Raw genomic sequence first — 15,082 nt, 5'->3', positions numbered from 1 at the left:
ACCTGTCTGTTCACCCCGAATAGTTCCACGGCATCAGCTCGCCGATCCGGCTCATCTTATGGCCATTTACGATGGAGGCGAGCGTGGTCGATCGGTCTTACACGCTTGAGGCTGGGTCTCCACCTTCATCGATGTAGGCAATAAATTCGTGATCAGGAATTGACACCAAGCCCCCCAGCTTCGCTCACTGCTTCTTCGCCTCGTCCCGTTTCATTTCGGCATCGCTGCCTTTTGTGATCCTCAATGCCTTATCGGCGGCCTTGCTGGCTTCCTCGGCCGCTGCGCTCGCCCTAGCTTCAGCCTCGGCTTGTTCTGCCGGCGTCCGTGTTGGGTAGTCCCCTTGCGCTCGTTCCCCGATGGTAAACCAATGATCTATCATCAGCAGACCAATAAAAGTCACGATGGCCACCACCGCAAAAATTCCGCAGATGAGACGTGCCAGGCTGATCATTTACGGCCCCGATTCACGCTTTTTGGTCTCGCTGTGTTTCACGATAACCGTTAAAGCCTTGAAACCCCTGATAGGCAATATCAAAGAGTGCACAGGAGCAAAGGTAAGCAGGCTAGTCGTCCCAGTAGTTCAGCTTAGATGGCGGATCACCTTCGGGATCATGAAGTGGATCCGGATCCGCGAAAAGCAGCTTGGCCTCTAAAGATGTCTGAATTGCCTCAACACGCGTTTGCTCCTCAAGCTGCATCAGCCGCTTTCGAGCCCACTCAAGCATTCGTCGGTAGTCCGCTGGGAGATCTTCACAATACGGAACGGAGGAAATTGTATCGCGTAAATCGTCTGCCTCACGGCGCGCATTGGCAATACTCTGTAAAAAGGAAAGGCGATCGCTTTCACGCTTCGCACGTTGCTCTGCCATCTTCCTACGAGACGCCATATGCGCTCGACGCGCAGCCTCCTGACGATTTCGCTCATCGTTTTCGCGCGCGGCGACGTGCGCAATCCGATAGTTTTCTACAATTTTGGCTAGATGGGCCTCGATCGTTTTGGCGTCGGTATCGCACCACTCCGTTTTGACGCCAGCACTCGGGCCGTAAAAGTGTAACCTCAATCTTCCTACATGTGCGTAGGTGAAGCGCTGCCAGCCACTGCGGGATATCTCGACTTGTCGCTTTCTCGGAGCGTCAATAGCGAATCTCAATGTTGTGCCATCTTTCTCGAAGCCCAGCATGGTGGACGTGGCGGCAAAGGCAAAACCATAGGGTTCGAGCTCAGCGCAGAGGCTGTTTAAAATAGCGCCGACGCGAGGTACATCTTTTGGGGTAACTTTTGCGCCCTTCAGTGAAACGTACCCGTCGCGATCGATCTCACGACCTCGGAGTTCAGCCAAGAACGATTGGACTTCAGATCTAAGCTTTCCGCTCTCCATTCTGACAGATGGCTCGGCTTTGCTTGCGGATATGCGAGGGGAATTTTGTGGGTTAGGCTGTACAGGAGGAGTGCTCTCATCCGCGGACGGCTGACACACGCGCTTATTCTCGTCCTCGATTTCGCGCAGAGCCGTCTCAAGAACTTGCGCTAGATACGGGCTGCGAGTGCTCACCGGCCTAGCGCCTATGTGCACCGTATGGAGCGCCGTATTCTCCACCGCACGCAGTGGGGTCTGCTTGACGGTTTGCCCTGCATCGACTTTTGCCCAATATCCCCTTGACGGCACTGGGACGAGATATCGCTGACAGGTCTTAGCTAATCCTCGATCTGATAGTCCGTACGTCTCCGCCAGTTTCTGCATGGGCGTCGACCATACCAGTGCATAAAGCTCCTCGCGGCTCATTGAGCGTTTCGGTTCTTCCATGAGCGCCTCCATTCCGGACGAGAAGCCATAAGGCCCCCTCACCCTCTGTACGCCATCGCGAAGTAACCATTTTGACAGTCAACCAAGTTGGAGCTTTATGCATCGGATGCGCGCGCTCCGAATTAGTCAGGTTCGGTGAACCTTGAGGCCACTATGTAAAAAGGCCCTGCGATTTCTCGCAAGGCCTTGATATTACAGCAATTCGGATGGTGGGCGTGACAGGGATTGAACCTGTGACCCCTACGATGTCAACGTAGTGCTCTCCCGCTGAGCTACACGCCCTCCGTGGCGGCGGATAGACCACAAAACCGGTTCATGCGTCAACTGCTTTTTTTCGGTTTTGTGAAGGTTTTTTGAGAGGCCTTACGCCACAAGGAGTTTGTTGACCTCATCCACCAGATCGCGCAGATGGAACGGCTTGGAAAGCACCTTGGCGTCCTTCGGAGCCTTCGAATCGGCATTCAGCGCAACCGCTGCAAAGCCGGTGATGAACATGACTTTCAGGTCCGGGTCGAGTTCGGTCGCGCGTCGTGCAAGCTCGATACCGTCCATTTCGGGCATGACGATATCGGTGAGCAGAAGGGAAAAGGGCTCCTCGCGCAGCCGGTCGTAAGCGCTTGCGCCATTGTCGAAGGAAGAAACCTTGTAACCGGCTTTTTCCAGCGCCTTGACGAGGAAGCGGCGCATATCGTTATCGTCTTCAGCGAGAAGAATTTTCTGATTCATGGTTAAGTGACCGTAACTGCTCAATGTTTGGAATACCCTAGCCCGATTATAGGATTTTCACGGTAAATATCCTGTGAACACGTGAATCGGTATAGCGCTACTTGGGCGACAGTATGGACTTGCCGCACCGTAACTGGCAACATGAACCTCCTGATAGTTTGCGACATGGTAAATGGCCTGAATGGACTGGGTAACAGGTGAATATGAGCTGTTCGAAGTAACGGAACCTGCCGTTCAAACCCTACCATTCGTCTATAATTCCCCCCATAGCGGCCGCTGCTATCCCATCTCCTTCCTAGAGTCGGCGCGGCTCGATTCGCATGACATCCGTCGTTCCGAGGACCACTTCGTCGACGAGCTTTTCGGCGCCGCCCCAGAGATTGGCGCGCCGCTGTTGAAAGCGAATTTTCCGCGCGCCTATCTCGACGTCAATCGAGAGCCCTACGAGCTCGATCCCCGCATGTTCGAGGGCACCTTGCCGCCCTACGCCAATATCGGCTCCATGCGGGTTGCAGGCGGCCTTGGCACCGTGCCGCGTATCGTTGCGGAAAACATGGATATTTATGCCCATCGCCTGCCGGTGGATGAAGCCCTCTCCCGTATCGAGACCATATACAAACCCTACCACGCCTGTCTGCGCCGCCTGCTGTCCCGCACGCACGCACATTTCGGCATGGCGGTCCTGATCGATTGCCATTCGATGCCCGGCAACATCCGGGTCACCGGGTCAAACCTCAGACCTGATATTATTATCGGCGACCGCTACGGCACCAGCGCCTCCCAGGAAGTCTCGCGTGCGGCCCTGCATTTCCTCGAAGAACTTGGCTTCGTCGCCGTCTGCAACAAGCCCTATGCCGGCGGCTTCATTACCGAACATTACGGCCGTCCAATACGCTCGCTTCACGCGCTGCAGATAGAGGTCAACCGGTCGCTTTATGTCGATGAAAAAACGCTTTTGAAGAAAGGCGATTTCCCCGCCATTCAGGCTTCGCTGGAAATATTCATGCGCCAGCTCGGGGCTTTTGTGTCGGAATATGCGATCGAAACCTCGCTCGCCGCCGAATAGCACAGCCAAGCTTCTCAATTAAATCGTTCGCCCCCTTGCCTGGCTGTGCGCCGGGCAAAAAAAACCGCGCCTTGGCGCGGTCAAGTCTAGGGAGGAAACACCCAAGGAGGGTATTTACAGTCAAAGACTGTACCATCACGCTACGCAGTAATTGCACAATTGTCAATCATTTTATTTTTTGCATGTTTTTTGTGCTTTTGCCGAAAATATGGAAACCGCGGCTTCGTCACCATACGAGTGGACGGCGGAGGTGATTCCGGTCTATGCATTTCGCCACACAATTGAGGCCATCAATTCACGCAATGAGGTTTCGCATGCTGCCCGACCGGAATTTCTTCTTCGAACTTGCTGATGCGGCCAGCGCCGAAACGCTTCCCCGCTTTCGTACGGGCGTTGCCGTTACCAACAAGCAGGATGGCGGCTATGATCCGGTGACGGAAGGCGATCAAGCGGCCGAAAGCGCCATTCGTGCGCTCATCGAGGCTCGTTTTCCCCAGCACGGCATCCTCGGCGAAGAACATGGCAATGTCGGTCTCGACCGCGAGCATGTCTGGGTCATCGACCCCATTGACGGCACACGCGCCTTCATTTCCGGCGTTCCCGTATGGGGAACTCTGATCGGCTTCCAGTCTGCCGGCCGCGCCACGATGGGCATGATGGACCAGCCCTTCACCAGGGAGCGTTACTTTGCCGACGGCACCTCCGCCTGGTATTTCGGACCCGAGGGCGAACGAACCATCCGCACGCGTGACTGCGCTTCGTTATCGGACGCAATACTTTTTACCACAACACCCCATATTTTCACCGCCGAGGAAAAGCCCTTCTACGAAAAGGTGCAGGATCAGGTCCGCCTTTTCCGCTACGGCGTGGATTGTTACGCCTATTGCCTGCTGGCCGCGGGTCATGTCGATCTCGTCATTGAATCCGGCCTGAAGCCCTACGATGTGGGCGCACTTATTCCGGTCATCGAGCAGGCCGGCGGCATCATCACCACATGGGATGGCGGACGTCCTGAAAATGGCGGCCGCATTCTGGCCGCCGGCTCCAGATCCGTACACGAACAGGCGCTTGCCATTCTCTCCAGACTATAGACCTGCCCTGCAAGGCGGCCATCACTCCGGCGCGAAAAACGCGTCGATGGCGGCCAGTGCCTGCTTGCGGAAAACATCCCGCTCATGCAGCAGTTCATGACGCGCGCCGGTGATGGGAAGAAGCTGCGCTGCCCGGAAATTGCGCGACAGCTCTTCCTGCGCCTTATAGGGCGTTATCGTGTCCAGCATGGGCGCCAGAATAAGGGTAGGAATGGTTATATTCGTCAGATGATCCTGACGGGTCACTCGGCCCATGGTCTTCAATGCCTCATAGACCCAGCGGGCCGTTGGCGCGCCAATGAACAGTTCCGGAAACTGCCTGTGCAGCGAGAGATTCCTTGCGAAACGTTTTGCGTCCGAGGTTAGCGGATTGCCGTCAAAATCCCGTTCGCGCTGGTCCCTGCCAAGCTGAACTTTTCCCAGGCCGGCAAGGCTCAAAGCCGTGGCGACCAGCCGGATAACGGATGACGGGACGGATTGCTGACTGTCGAGTTCTATGAAGGGCGAACAAAGCGCCAGCCGATCAATCCTGTTCGCGAGCCCGGGCGCTGCGGCAAGCGCGGCAAGCGCGCCGGTAGAATGTGCAATCATGAAGAACGGCAGCCTCGTATCCGGAAGCACCACCTGTTCCAGAAAAAGGCTGATGTCGTGCTGATAATCGGAAAAGCGCCGCACGTGCCCGGCACCCGGCCTTTTCAGCAGCCGTTCGGAACCGCCCTGCCCGCGCGTATCGAACGTCGCGACCCAGAAGCCCATGGCCGTCAGATCGGCCACTGTTTCAAAATATTTTTCGATACATTCGTTTCTGCCATGCAGCAGAACCACCGTTCCGCGGGCAACATGACGATGGGTTCGAAAGATCGCATAGCGGAGCTGTTTGCCGCCATGGCCAGAAAAATATCCAACCACATGGCTGTCGGGAACCGGATTGTCTTCACTGGCGCGCAATGTGGCTTCGATCATCGGTCTTTTTCCGGCTTTTCAACTCTTTTCGGATAGGTCGGCGGCGCGGGAAGGTCAAAGAAAAAATTGCCGGAACCGTCGGTTAAAGCAGTCGCGGTTCCGGCGAGTAAGACAGAAGAAGAAGGGACGTTATTGCTTCTGTCCACGGAGAATGTCTCCGATGACTGGAGTTTTATGGCTCTCAAACTGAACGATGCCGGAACCAGATGTTCAGACATGGTTCATATTGCATCCCCCCTTGACGCCGCGCGACGCCATTCCCATCTCCTTCATGCGGTCGCCAAAGCGGGGCCGCGCCAAATGTCCGACCGTCGCCAGAATGGGATGGCGGACTTAACCGCAAACAGTCGCTTCTTAAGGAGGACACCATGCGTCACGTTGATTTTTCCCCTCTCTATCGTTCCACCGTGGGCTTCGACCGCCTTTTTTCGATGCTTGACGGCCTCGGCCAGCCTGAGCAGGCCCAGTCCTATCCGCCCTACAATATCGAGCGGACCGGTGAGAATACCTATCGCATCACCATGGCGGTTGCCGGTTTCGATGAAAATGAACTCAGCATCGAATCCCGCGCCAATGCGCTGACCGTGAAAGCCGAGAAGGCCACGGATGAGAAGACGACGGAAGGCGAATTTCTGTATCGCGGCATCGCCACGCGCGCCTTCGAACGCCGCTTCCAGCTTGCCGACCACGTAGAAGTTCAGACCGCTTCCCTGAAGAATGGCCTGCTTCACATCGATCTCGTTCGCAATATTCCGGAAGCCATGAAGCCGCGCCGCATTGCGATCTCGTCCGACAGCGCCGATGCGCCGAAGACCATCGAAGCCCAGGTCACCCCGGCTCAGGTCAACTAAGTATTCCACATGCAAGACAGACGGCCCCCTTGAGGGGCCGTTTTTGTTGGCCGGAGCGCGTTTTATCGAGCGGAAGCTGCGGCGCCTTCTGCCGCAGCCGCTTCGGCTATCGCTGCCTTTTCATGGGCCTTGCGGGCATAACGCTGGGCAAGGACAGCGCAGACCATCAACTGGATCTGATGAAAGAGCATGATCGGTAAAACGATGGCACCGATGCTCTGGCCGGCGAAGATCGCGCCGGCCATGGGCACGCCGCTGGCGAGGCTCTTTTTCGAGCCGCAGAAGGTGATGGTGATCTCATCGGCCTTGTCGAAACCCAATAGCCGGCTGCCGAACATCGTCACACACAGGACAAGCGCCAGCAGCAGGATATTGATGACGATGACCACACCGATATCCCGGAGCGAAAACGTGTGCCATATGCCCTCGATGACCGCATCGGAAAAGGCGAGATAAACGACCATAAGAATGGAGCCGCGATCGACCGGAGAAAGCAATTTCTTGCGCGCCCTGATCCAGTCACCAATCCAGGGCTGCAGGACCTGACCGACGATGAAAGGCAGAAGCAGCTGCAGGAAGATTTGCAGGAAAGCATCCAGCGAAAATCCGCCGCCATGGCCGCCGACCGTGAACAGCAGGCCAACCAGCAACGGCGTCAGGAACATGCCGAAAATATTCGAAGCCGAGGCTGAACAAATCGCCGCCGGCACGTTTCCGCCCGCCATTGACGTGAAGGCGATGGATGACTGCACGGTGGATGGCAGCACACAGAGAAACAGCACGCCCATATAGAGCGGTGCCGGCAGGATGCTTTCGGGAATGAAGCCTATCGCCACACCGAGAAGCGGGAAAAGGCCGAAGGTGACGAGCAGGATCGCCAGATGCAGACGCCAGTGCAGGATGCCCGCAATCACCACATCCCGCGAAAGCCGCGCGCCGTGCAGGAAGAACAGCAGAGCGATCGCGAGTTTTGTCGCAAGCCCGAAATATTCTGCCGGCTCGCCGCTAATCGGCAGGATGGAAGCCAGAATTACGGTGGCCACCAGCATCATGGTGAAACGGTCGGGCAGGAAGCGGGTCATGGGAGGTCTTTCCGGCAGCGGTTTTGCTTGAAACGCGCGCCACTATCGCTCATCATGATTTCGGATGCAAAGATTAACAGTTATCATGATTTGAGATAATGCTGAACCTTCAACATCTTGCCAGCTTCGTCATGCTCCAGCAAACCGGCAGTTTTACCCTTGCTGCCGAACGGCTCGGCATTGGCCAATCCACTGTCAGCCAGCATATTCAGAGGCTTGAAGCCTCCCTTGGCCGCCGATTGATCGCACGCAACACCCATCAGGTAAAACTGACCGGCGAGGGTGAGGCATTACTCGGTTACGCTCGCAACATGCTTGAAATCGATAGCAAGGTCTCTTCGCTCTTCAGCGAAAGCCGCCTGCGTGGGCGGCTGCGGCTTGGTGTGTCGGAAGATTTTGTCGCCAGTCGCCTTACGACCATTTTGGAGGAATTCATTCGGCTTTACCCGCTGGTTGACCTTGAACTAACGGTCTCGCTCAGCGGTGTGCTTTACCAGATGCAGGACAATGGCGAACTTGACGTGGTGTTGGCCAAGCGTCGTCTCGGCGACAAGCTTGGTCATTTCCTTTATCGCGAACCGCTCGTCTGGCTGGCGCGCGATCCTGAGCGGATGCTGAACCAGCCGGATGCGCTCCCGCTGATTGCCTTTCCGCCACCGAGCATCACCCGGAAGGCGGCGCAGGAGGCACTGGACCGGGCCGGTCTCGCCTGGCGGATCGTCTGCACCTGCGGCAGTCTCAGTGGACTAACCGCCGCAGCAAGGGCGGGCATGGGCATTCTGGTGCAGCCGCGCAGCATGGCGCCGGCTGGTCTGAAGGAGATTGCCGCAGGCGTGCTGCCGCTGCTGGAAGACGTGGAATTCGTGCTTCAACCGAGCAAGGGCGCGGAGGCGGAGCTGGTGCGCGCCCTTTCCGATCTCGTTTCCAGCAAGAGCATCGCACCCGGCAGTTTCGTGTAACCGGCCTTAATTGTCCCGTTTCGAGAGGCAACGGCCGACGCTGTCGCGCCAGCCTGCGATGGCGTTCTTCCGCTCGCTCTCTTCCATCTCGGGGCTGAAGCGGCGGTCGCGCCGCCAATGGTCGGCGAAGGCCTTGCGGTCCGGCCAGATGCCGGCACGTGAGGCCGCAAGCCAGGCGGCACCAAGGATTGTCGTCTCGAGAAACACCGGTCTATCGACGGGCGCGGCGAGAATATCCGCCAGCCGCTGCATCGTCCAATCGGAGGCGACCATGCCGCCGTCGACCCTCAGCACCGTCTTGCCATTGTCACCTGCCCAGTCCTTGCGCATCGCATCCAGCAGGTCGAACGTCTGATAGGCAACGCTTTCGAGCGCCGCGCGGGCAAATTCCGCCGGGCCCGTCCCGCGTGTGAGGCCGAAGATCGCACCCCGCGCTTCGGCATCCCAATAAGGCGCGCCAAGACCGGTAAAGGCAGGCACGAGATAAACGCGCTGCTTCGGATCGGCCTTTTCGGCAAGCGCGCTGACTTCTGATGCAACCGAGATGAAACCAAGCTCGTCACGCAGCCACTGCACCGCCGCCCCGGCGATGAAGATAGAGCCTTCCAGCGCATAGGTCGTCACGCCGTCGAGACGATAAGCAATCGTCGTCAGCAGCCGGTTTGTGGAGGCCACCCGGTCTGTGCCCGTATTGAGAAGTGCGAAGCAACCGGTGCCGTAGGTCGATTTCATCATGCCCGGCTCGAAGCAGGCATTGCCGATCACCGCCGCCTGCTGGTCGCCCGCAACGCCGAGGATCGGAATTTCCGCGCCCAGAAGCGACTTGTCAGTTACGCCGAAATCGGCGGCGCAATCCAGAACCTCCGGCAGCATGGCGCGGGGGATGTCGAGGATGGACAGGAGCTCATCATCCCAGACATTGTCTTCGATATTATAGATCAGCGTTCGCGAGGCGTTGGTGGCGTCGGTCACGTGCCGGCGGCCGCCGGTGAGACGGTAGATCAGGAAACTGTCGACGGTACCGAAGCAGATTTCTCCCTTGCCCGCCCTTTCGCGAAGACCGCTGACGCTGTCCAAGAGCCATTTCAGCTTCGTGCCGGAAAAATATGGATCGAGCAGCAGTCCGGTCTTTTTAGAGAAGAGCGGTTCCAGCCCCCTTCTTTTCAAATCCTCGCAGACCGGGGCGGCACGGCGATCCTGCCAGACCACGGCGCGGTGCACCGCTTCGCCGGTGTTGCGGTCCCACAGCACCGTCGTTTCCCGCTGATTGGTGATGCCTATCGCCTCTATATCGGTTGCGGCGATGCCGGCATCGGCAAGTGCAAGTCGGATGGTTTCAAGCACACTTTTCCAGATGTCTTCGGCATCGTGTTCGACCCAGCCGGAGGCAGGAAAATGCTGCGGAAATTCTCGCTGCCCGACACCGATGACCCGCATGTCGCGATCAAAGACCATCGACCTTGTCGATGTCGTGCCCTGATCGATCGCCAGAATATAACCGCCCATTATGTCACTCCCTTTCAAACGCAATGACGGGGCGGCAGAGCCGCCCCGATTTAAGATTTTATGCAGACATCACTTCTGCCAGCTTTTCACCAGTTCGTCATAATTGACGGTGACCGGCTTTTCCTTTTCGTTGGCGATCTTCAGCTGCGGCGCGAGATTGCCCTTCGAAACGGCGTCCTTGTTCCAGTATTCGATATCATGCTCTTCCGCCAGCTTCGGGCCGATATCGCCCTGCACGCCAGCACGTTCCAGGCGGCTCATGACCTTTTCCTGTTCGGCGCAGAGCGAGTCCATTGCAGCCTGTGCGGTCTTGGCACCCGACGACGCATCGCCGATTGCCTGCCACCAGAGCTGCGCCAGCTTCGGATAATCAGGAACATTGGTGCCGGTCGGCGACCACTGAACGCGGGCCGGCGAGCGATAGAACTCGACAAGACCACCGAGCTTGGAGGCCCGGTCCGTGAAGCTCTTGTGATGTATGGTACTGTCACGAATGAAGGTGAGACCGACATGGCTCTTCTTCACATCCACGGTCTTTGAGGTCACGAACTGCGCATAGAGCCATGCGGCCTTGGCGCGGTCGTCTGGCGTGGATTTCATCAAGGTCCAGGAACCCACATCCTGATACCCGAGCTTCATGCCGTCCTTCCAGTAGACGCCGTGCGGCGAGGGTGCGACGCGCCATTTCGGCGAACCGTCCTCGTTCACCACAGGCAGGCCGGGCTTGGCCATGTCGGCAGTAAAGGCCGTGTACCAGAAGATCTGCTGGGCGATGTTGCCTTGTGCCGGCACCGGGCCTGACTCGGAGAAGGTCATGCCCTGCGCTTCCGGCGGCGCATATTTCTTCAGCCATTCGAGATATTTCTCGATGGAATAGACCGAAGCGGGACCATTGGTATCACCACCGCGCGCAACGCAGGAGCCGACCGGCTGCGACTTGTCATTGACCTTGATGCCCCATTCATCGACCGGCAGGCCGTTTGGCAGGCCCTTGTCGCCATTGCCGGCCATGGAAAGCCAGGCATCGGTGAATCGCCAGCCGAGCGAGGGGTCCTTCTTGCCGTAGTCCATATGGCCGAAGACCTTCTTGCCGCCGACGTCGCGGCCGGTGAAGAATTCGGCGATGTCCTCATAGGCCGACCAGTTGACGGGAACGCCGAGGTCGTAGCCGTACTTGGCCTTGAAGTCCGCTTTGTTCTTGTCGTCGTTGAACCAGTCGTAACGGAACCAGTAGAGGTTCGCGAACTGCTGGTCGGGAAGCTGGTAGAGCTTCTTGTCCGGTGCCGTCGTGAACGCGCTGCCGATGAAGTCCTTGAGGTCGAGACCGGGATTGGTGACATCCTTGCCTTCATTGGCCATGAAGTCCGTCAGGTTGCGCACCTGCTGGTAACGCCAATGGGTGCCGATGAGGTCGCTGTCGTTGACCCAGCCATCGTAAAGGTTCTGGCCGGTCTGCATCTGGGTCTGGATCTTTTCGACAACGTCACCTTCCTGGATAAGGTCGTGCGTCACCTTGATGCCGGTAATGGCGGTAAATGCAGGCGCCAGAACCTTTGATTCATATTCATGCGTGGTCAGGGATTCGGATACGACCTTGATCTCCATGCCCGCGAAAGGCTTCGCGGCATCAATGAACCATTGTACTTCCTTTTCCTGCTCTGCACGGGAAAGCGCCGACATGTCGCCGATTTCCTTGTCCAGAAACTGCTTTGCTTCCTCCATTCCGGCAAAAGCCGAACCTGTCATTGCCAGCAGCATGGCTGCCGTCGTCGTCATCAGATGCCGTCGCATATCAGTCCTCCCAAGGGTTGCGATTGCATGAAGTCTGCGAGATGCGGTTTTCCTCCGCCGCATCTTTTCCTGCTCTAGACAAAACGGAAAACGCCAACGGCGTAGACCACGGATAGAGCGAGAGCCCACCACAGGTTCGGGCCGACCAGCCCGAGCCATGCGAGATGAATGAAGGCGCTGCCAAGCAGCGAGATGAACAGCCTGTCACCACGCGTCGTTTCGAAGCGCAACAGGCCGAAGCGGGGATTGCCGCCGGGCGAGAGACGTTCCCAGAACCACATGCCGACCAGCAAAACCGCGATGGTGCCGAAAAAGGCCGCCGTCTGCCACGTCCACGCCATCCAGGTAAAATCGGGCATCTTCGTCATGGTCAAACCCTTCCCAGCGCAAAGCCTTTGGCGATGTAATTGCGCACGAACCAGATCACCAGAGCGCCGGGTATCAGCGTCAACACGCCGGCAGCGGCAAGCAGGCCCCAGTCCATGCCGGCGGCAGACACGGTGCGCGTCATCGTCGCGGCAATCGGCTTGGCGTCCGTCGTCGTCAGCGTACGGGCGATCAGAAGCTCGACCCACGAGAACATGAAGCTGAAGAAGCAGGCGACGCCGATGCCGGAAGCAATGAGCGGCATGAAGATTTTCACGAAGAATTTCGGAAAGGAGTAGCCGTCAATATAGGCGGTCTCGTCGATTTCCTTCGGCACGCCGGACATGAAACCTTCGAGAATCCACACCGCCAGCGGCACGTTGAACAGGCAATGCGCAAGCGCCACGGCAATGTGGGTGTCGATCAGCCCGAAAGCGGAATAGAGCTGGAAGAACGGCAGGGCAAAGACCGCCGGTGGCGCCATGCGGTTGGTCAAAAGCCAGAAGAACAGGTGCTTGTCGCCGAGAAAACGGTAACGCGAAAAGGCATAGGCCGCTGGCAGCGCGACAGCCACCGAGATCACCATGTTCATGACGACATAGATGATCGAATTGATATAGCCGGAATACCAGGATGAATCGGTGAAGATCGTCCTGTAGTTCTGCAGCGTCGGCTGATGCGGATAGAGCGTCATGGAAGAGACGATTTCCGCATTCGTCTTGAAGCTCATATTGATAAGCCAGTAGATCGGCACGAGCAGAAGCAGGATGTAGATGGTCGGCACCAGCCAGGAAAACCGGGATGGCCCGTGATGGCGGCGTGAGCGCGCCGTTGCGGCAAAGCTGGGTCTTGCCGACGTGGCAACGCCCGACGAGCCGGAGACCAAGCCGTTACGTTCCACGCCGGTCGTGACATTGGAGGCGCTCATGACTCAGGTCTCCGCGTCGTGGCTGGTCATCACGGTATAGAACACCCACGATAACAGCAGGATGATGAGGAAGTAGATCAGCGACATGGCCGCTGCCGGGCCGAGGTCGAACTGGCCAAGTGCCATCTTCACGAGATCTATGGACAGGAAGGTTGTGGAATTGCCCGGGCCGCCGCCGGTGACGACGAAGGGTTCGGTATAGATCATGAAACTGTCCATGAAGCGCAGCAGGAAGGCGATCAGCAGCACCCGTTTCATCTTCGGCAGCTGGATGAACCGGAACACCGCAAAACGCGACGCGCCATCGATCCTTGCCGCCTGGTAATAGGCGTCAGGAATGGAAACGAGGCTGGCATAACACAGAAGCACGACAAGGCTCGTCCAGTGCCACACATCCATGATGACGACGGTAATCCAGGCATCGACGGGATCGTTGACATAGTTGTAATCGAGCCCGAGCTGATTGGCGTAATAACCGAGAAGTCCGATATCGCTGCGCCCGAAGACCTGCCAGATCGTGCCCACCACGTTCCACGGCACCAGCAGCGGCAGTGCCATGGTGACGAGGCAGATCGGCACGCCGATGCCGGATTTCGGCATTTTGAGTGCGATGAAGATGCCGAGCGGAATTTCAATCGCGAGGATGATGCCGGAGAATAGCAGGTTGCGCCCCAGCGCATCCCAGAACCGGTCCGACGCTAGGATTTCCTCGAACCATTGCGTTCCCGCCCAGAAGAACTGGTTGTTGCCGAAGGTGTCCTGCACCGAATAATTCACGACGGTCATCAGCGGAATGACGGCGGAGAAGGCGACCAGCACCAGCACCGGCAGCACCATGAACCACGCCTTGTTGTTCCAGCTTTTTTCCATGGTCAGGCCCCCATCTTTACACGCCAGGAATCGGCGAAAACACCGATCGCGGCCGGGTCGAAGCGCACACCCGCCTCCGCCGGGATTTCCTCGTCTTCGGCCACGACAATTGCCAGTTTCTGGCCGGCGAACCGGGCGCGCACGATCTTCTGCCGGCCGATATCCTCGACCTTATCGACAGTGATGGGCATACCGCCGCGTTCCAGCCGGACGAATTCCGGGCGGATGCCGATTTCGATGCGCTGCCCCGATGCGATCGTCGGCGCACCTGCCAGCGGCACACCAATCCCGCCGACCACAGCCGTCGTCCCTTCGATATTGGCGGGCAGCACATTCATGCCCGGCGAGCCGATAAAATAACCGACAAATGTATGCCCCGGCCGCTCGAAAAGCTCAGCCGGCGTGCCGATCTGGACAATCTGGCCGTCATACATCACCACCACCTTGTCGGCGAAGGTCAGCGCTTCGGTCTGGTCATGGGTGACGCTAGACCATAGTGAAACCGGACTGGCGATGCAGGCGCTTCAGCTGCGAGCGCAGCACCCATTTCATATGCGGATCGATGACCGTCAGCGGCTCATCAAAGAGAATGGCGTTGACGTCGGAGCGTACGAGGCCGCGCGCCAGCGAGATCTTCTGCTTCTGGTCCGCCGTCAACCCGCGGGCCCTGCGTTTGGCCATACCGGAAAGGTCGGTCATCTCAAGGATTTCCCGCACGCGGCGGTCGACCTCGGCCTCCGGCACATGCCGGTTGCGCAGCGGAAAAGCAAGATTGTCGTAAACTGTCATCGTGTCGTAAACGACCGGGAACTGGAACACTTGGGCGATATTACGATCTTCAGTCGCACAATCCGTGACGTCTGTTCCGTCGAACGCGATGCGGCCTTCGGAGGGGCGCAGCAGGCCAGAAATGATGTTGAGCAGCGTGGTCTTACCACAACCGGAGGGACCGAGAAGTGCATAGGCCCCGCCATCCTCCCATTCGTGATGAACCTCCTTCAGGGCATAATCGCCGGCAGCCTGCGCCTTGGCGTTATAGGCGTGGCGGATATGATCGAGCGTGATACGTGCCATGACC

The 15,082-nt window shown here is 57.9% G+C and carries 15 protein-coding genes, 1 tRNA gene and 1 pseudogene; 4 read left to right on the top strand and 13 right to left on the bottom strand.

Annotated features, from left to right (window positions below; all coding sequences use genetic code 11):
* Positions 1–184 precede the first annotated feature (184 nt).
* The 4 genes from QE453_RS04805 to cpdR form a co-directional block, all read right to left on the bottom strand.
* Positions 185–451 (bottom strand): hypothetical protein, encoded by a 267-nt coding sequence (locus tag QE453_RS04805; RefSeq protein WP_244455978.1) that lies wholly within the window; start codon positions 449–451, stop codon positions 185–187.
* Positions 452–563: 112 nt separating this feature from the next.
* Positions 564–1,805, bottom strand: coding sequence for a hypothetical protein (locus QE453_RS04800; protein WP_244455979.1), 1,242 nt, complete (start codon positions 1,803–1,805; stop codon positions 564–566).
* A gap of 207 nt (positions 1,806–2,012) precedes the next feature.
* Positions 2,013–2,087, bottom strand: a tRNA-Val gene (locus tag QE453_RS04795).
* Between the two features lie 81 nt (positions 2,088–2,168).
* Complete coding sequence (cpdR, locus tag QE453_RS04790) at positions 2,169–2,531, bottom strand: cell cycle two-component system response regulator CpdR (protein WP_003497910.1); 363 nt, start codon at positions 2,529–2,531, stop codon at positions 2,169–2,171.
* A 181-nt stretch (positions 2,532–2,712) separates the two neighbouring features.
* On the opposite strand from cpdR, the gene QE453_RS04785 reads away from it, so the two are divergent.
* Both QE453_RS04785 and hisN read left to right on the top strand, forming a co-directional pair.
* On the top strand, positions 2,713–3,597 hold the full coding sequence (locus tag QE453_RS04785) for an N-formylglutamate amidohydrolase (protein WP_022563305.1): 885 nt from the start codon (positions 2,713–2,715) through the stop codon (positions 3,595–3,597).
* Positions 3,598–3,911: 314 nt separating this feature from the next.
* Entirely contained in the window at positions 3,912–4,688 is a 777-nt protein-coding gene (gene hisN / locus QE453_RS04780) for a histidinol-phosphatase (RefSeq protein ID WP_035207365.1), read from the top strand.
* A 21-nt stretch (positions 4,689–4,709) separates the two neighbouring features.
* Here hisN and QE453_RS04775 read toward each other — a convergent pair whose 3' ends face one another.
* A complete protein-coding gene (locus tag QE453_RS04775; RefSeq protein WP_035207362.1) occupies positions 4,710–5,651 on the bottom strand; it encodes an alpha/beta fold hydrolase in 942 nt (313 codons plus the stop codon).
* Entirely contained in the window at positions 5,648–5,869 is a 222-nt protein-coding gene (locus tag QE453_RS04770; protein ID WP_167497225.1) for a hypothetical protein, read from the bottom strand. Before QE453_RS04770 ends, QE453_RS04775 begins: the two co-directional genes overlap by 4 nt.
* 150 nt (positions 5,870–6,019) lie before the next feature.
* On the opposite strand from QE453_RS04770, the gene hspL reads away from it, so the two are divergent.
* The gene (gene hspL / locus QE453_RS04765) at positions 6,020–6,502 is read left to right on the top strand and encodes a heat shock protein HspL (RefSeq protein WP_004437287.1); all 483 of its coding nucleotides are present in this window, start codon (positions 6,020–6,022) and stop codon (positions 6,500–6,502) included.
* Between the two features lie 62 nt (positions 6,503–6,564).
* Here the strand turns inward: hspL and QE453_RS04760 are convergent, their stop codons facing one another.
* Positions 6,565–7,584 (bottom strand): bile acid:sodium symporter family protein, encoded by a 1,020-nt coding sequence (locus QE453_RS04760; RefSeq protein WP_022563300.1) that lies wholly within the window; start codon positions 7,582–7,584, stop codon positions 6,565–6,567.
* Positions 7,585–7,682: 98 nt separating this feature from the next.
* Here QE453_RS04760 and QE453_RS04755 point away from each other — a divergent pair, with 98 nt between their 5' ends.
* Complete coding sequence (locus QE453_RS04755; RefSeq protein ID WP_044459571.1) at positions 7,683–8,543, top strand: LysR family transcriptional regulator; 861 nt, start codon at positions 7,683–7,685, stop codon at positions 8,541–8,543.
* Positions 8,544–8,549: 6 nt separating this feature from the next.
* Here QE453_RS04755 and glpK read toward each other — a convergent pair whose 3' ends face one another.
* The 6 genes and pseudogenes from glpK to QE453_RS04725 form a co-directional block, all read right to left on the bottom strand.
* Positions 8,550–10,049 carry a glycerol kinase GlpK gene (gene glpK, locus QE453_RS04750; RefSeq protein ID WP_004437281.1) on the bottom strand — a complete coding sequence of 500 codons (1,500 nt, stop codon included), beginning with the start codon at positions 10,047–10,049 and terminating at the stop codon, positions 8,550–8,552.
* 69 nt (positions 10,050–10,118) lie between these two features.
* The gene (locus QE453_RS04745; RefSeq protein WP_004437278.1) at positions 10,119–11,840 is read right to left on the bottom strand and encodes an ABC transporter substrate-binding protein; all 1,722 of its coding nucleotides are present in this window, start codon (positions 11,838–11,840) and stop codon (positions 10,119–10,121) included.
* A 74-nt stretch (positions 11,841–11,914) separates the two neighbouring features.
* Entirely contained in the window at positions 11,915–12,208 is a 294-nt protein-coding gene (locus QE453_RS04740; RefSeq protein WP_004437276.1) for a DUF2160 domain-containing protein, read from the bottom strand.
* A gap of 2 nt (positions 12,209–12,210) precedes the next feature.
* Positions 12,211–13,134 carry a carbohydrate ABC transporter permease gene (locus QE453_RS04735; protein ID WP_004437272.1) on the bottom strand — a complete coding sequence of 308 codons (924 nt, stop codon included), beginning with the start codon at positions 13,132–13,134 and terminating at the stop codon, positions 12,211–12,213.
* A 3-nt stretch (positions 13,135–13,137) separates the two neighbouring features.
* Complete coding sequence (locus QE453_RS04730; RefSeq protein ID WP_004437268.1) at positions 13,138–14,004, bottom strand: carbohydrate ABC transporter permease; 867 nt, start codon at positions 14,002–14,004, stop codon at positions 13,138–13,140.
* 2 nt (positions 14,005–14,006) lie between these two features.
* Positions 14,007–15,078, bottom strand: a pseudogene (locus QE453_RS04725) (ABC transporter ATP-binding protein).
* Between the last annotated feature and the right edge of the window lie 4 nt (positions 15,079–15,082).

Source organism: Agrobacterium sp. SORGH_AS_0440 (assembly GCF_031453135.1).
Lineage (GTDB): Bacteria > Pseudomonadota > Alphaproteobacteria > Rhizobiales > Rhizobiaceae > Agrobacterium > Agrobacterium pusense.
The sequence above is the reverse complement of the archived record's forward strand: the minus strand, read 5'-3'. Positions and strand labels throughout refer to the sequence as shown.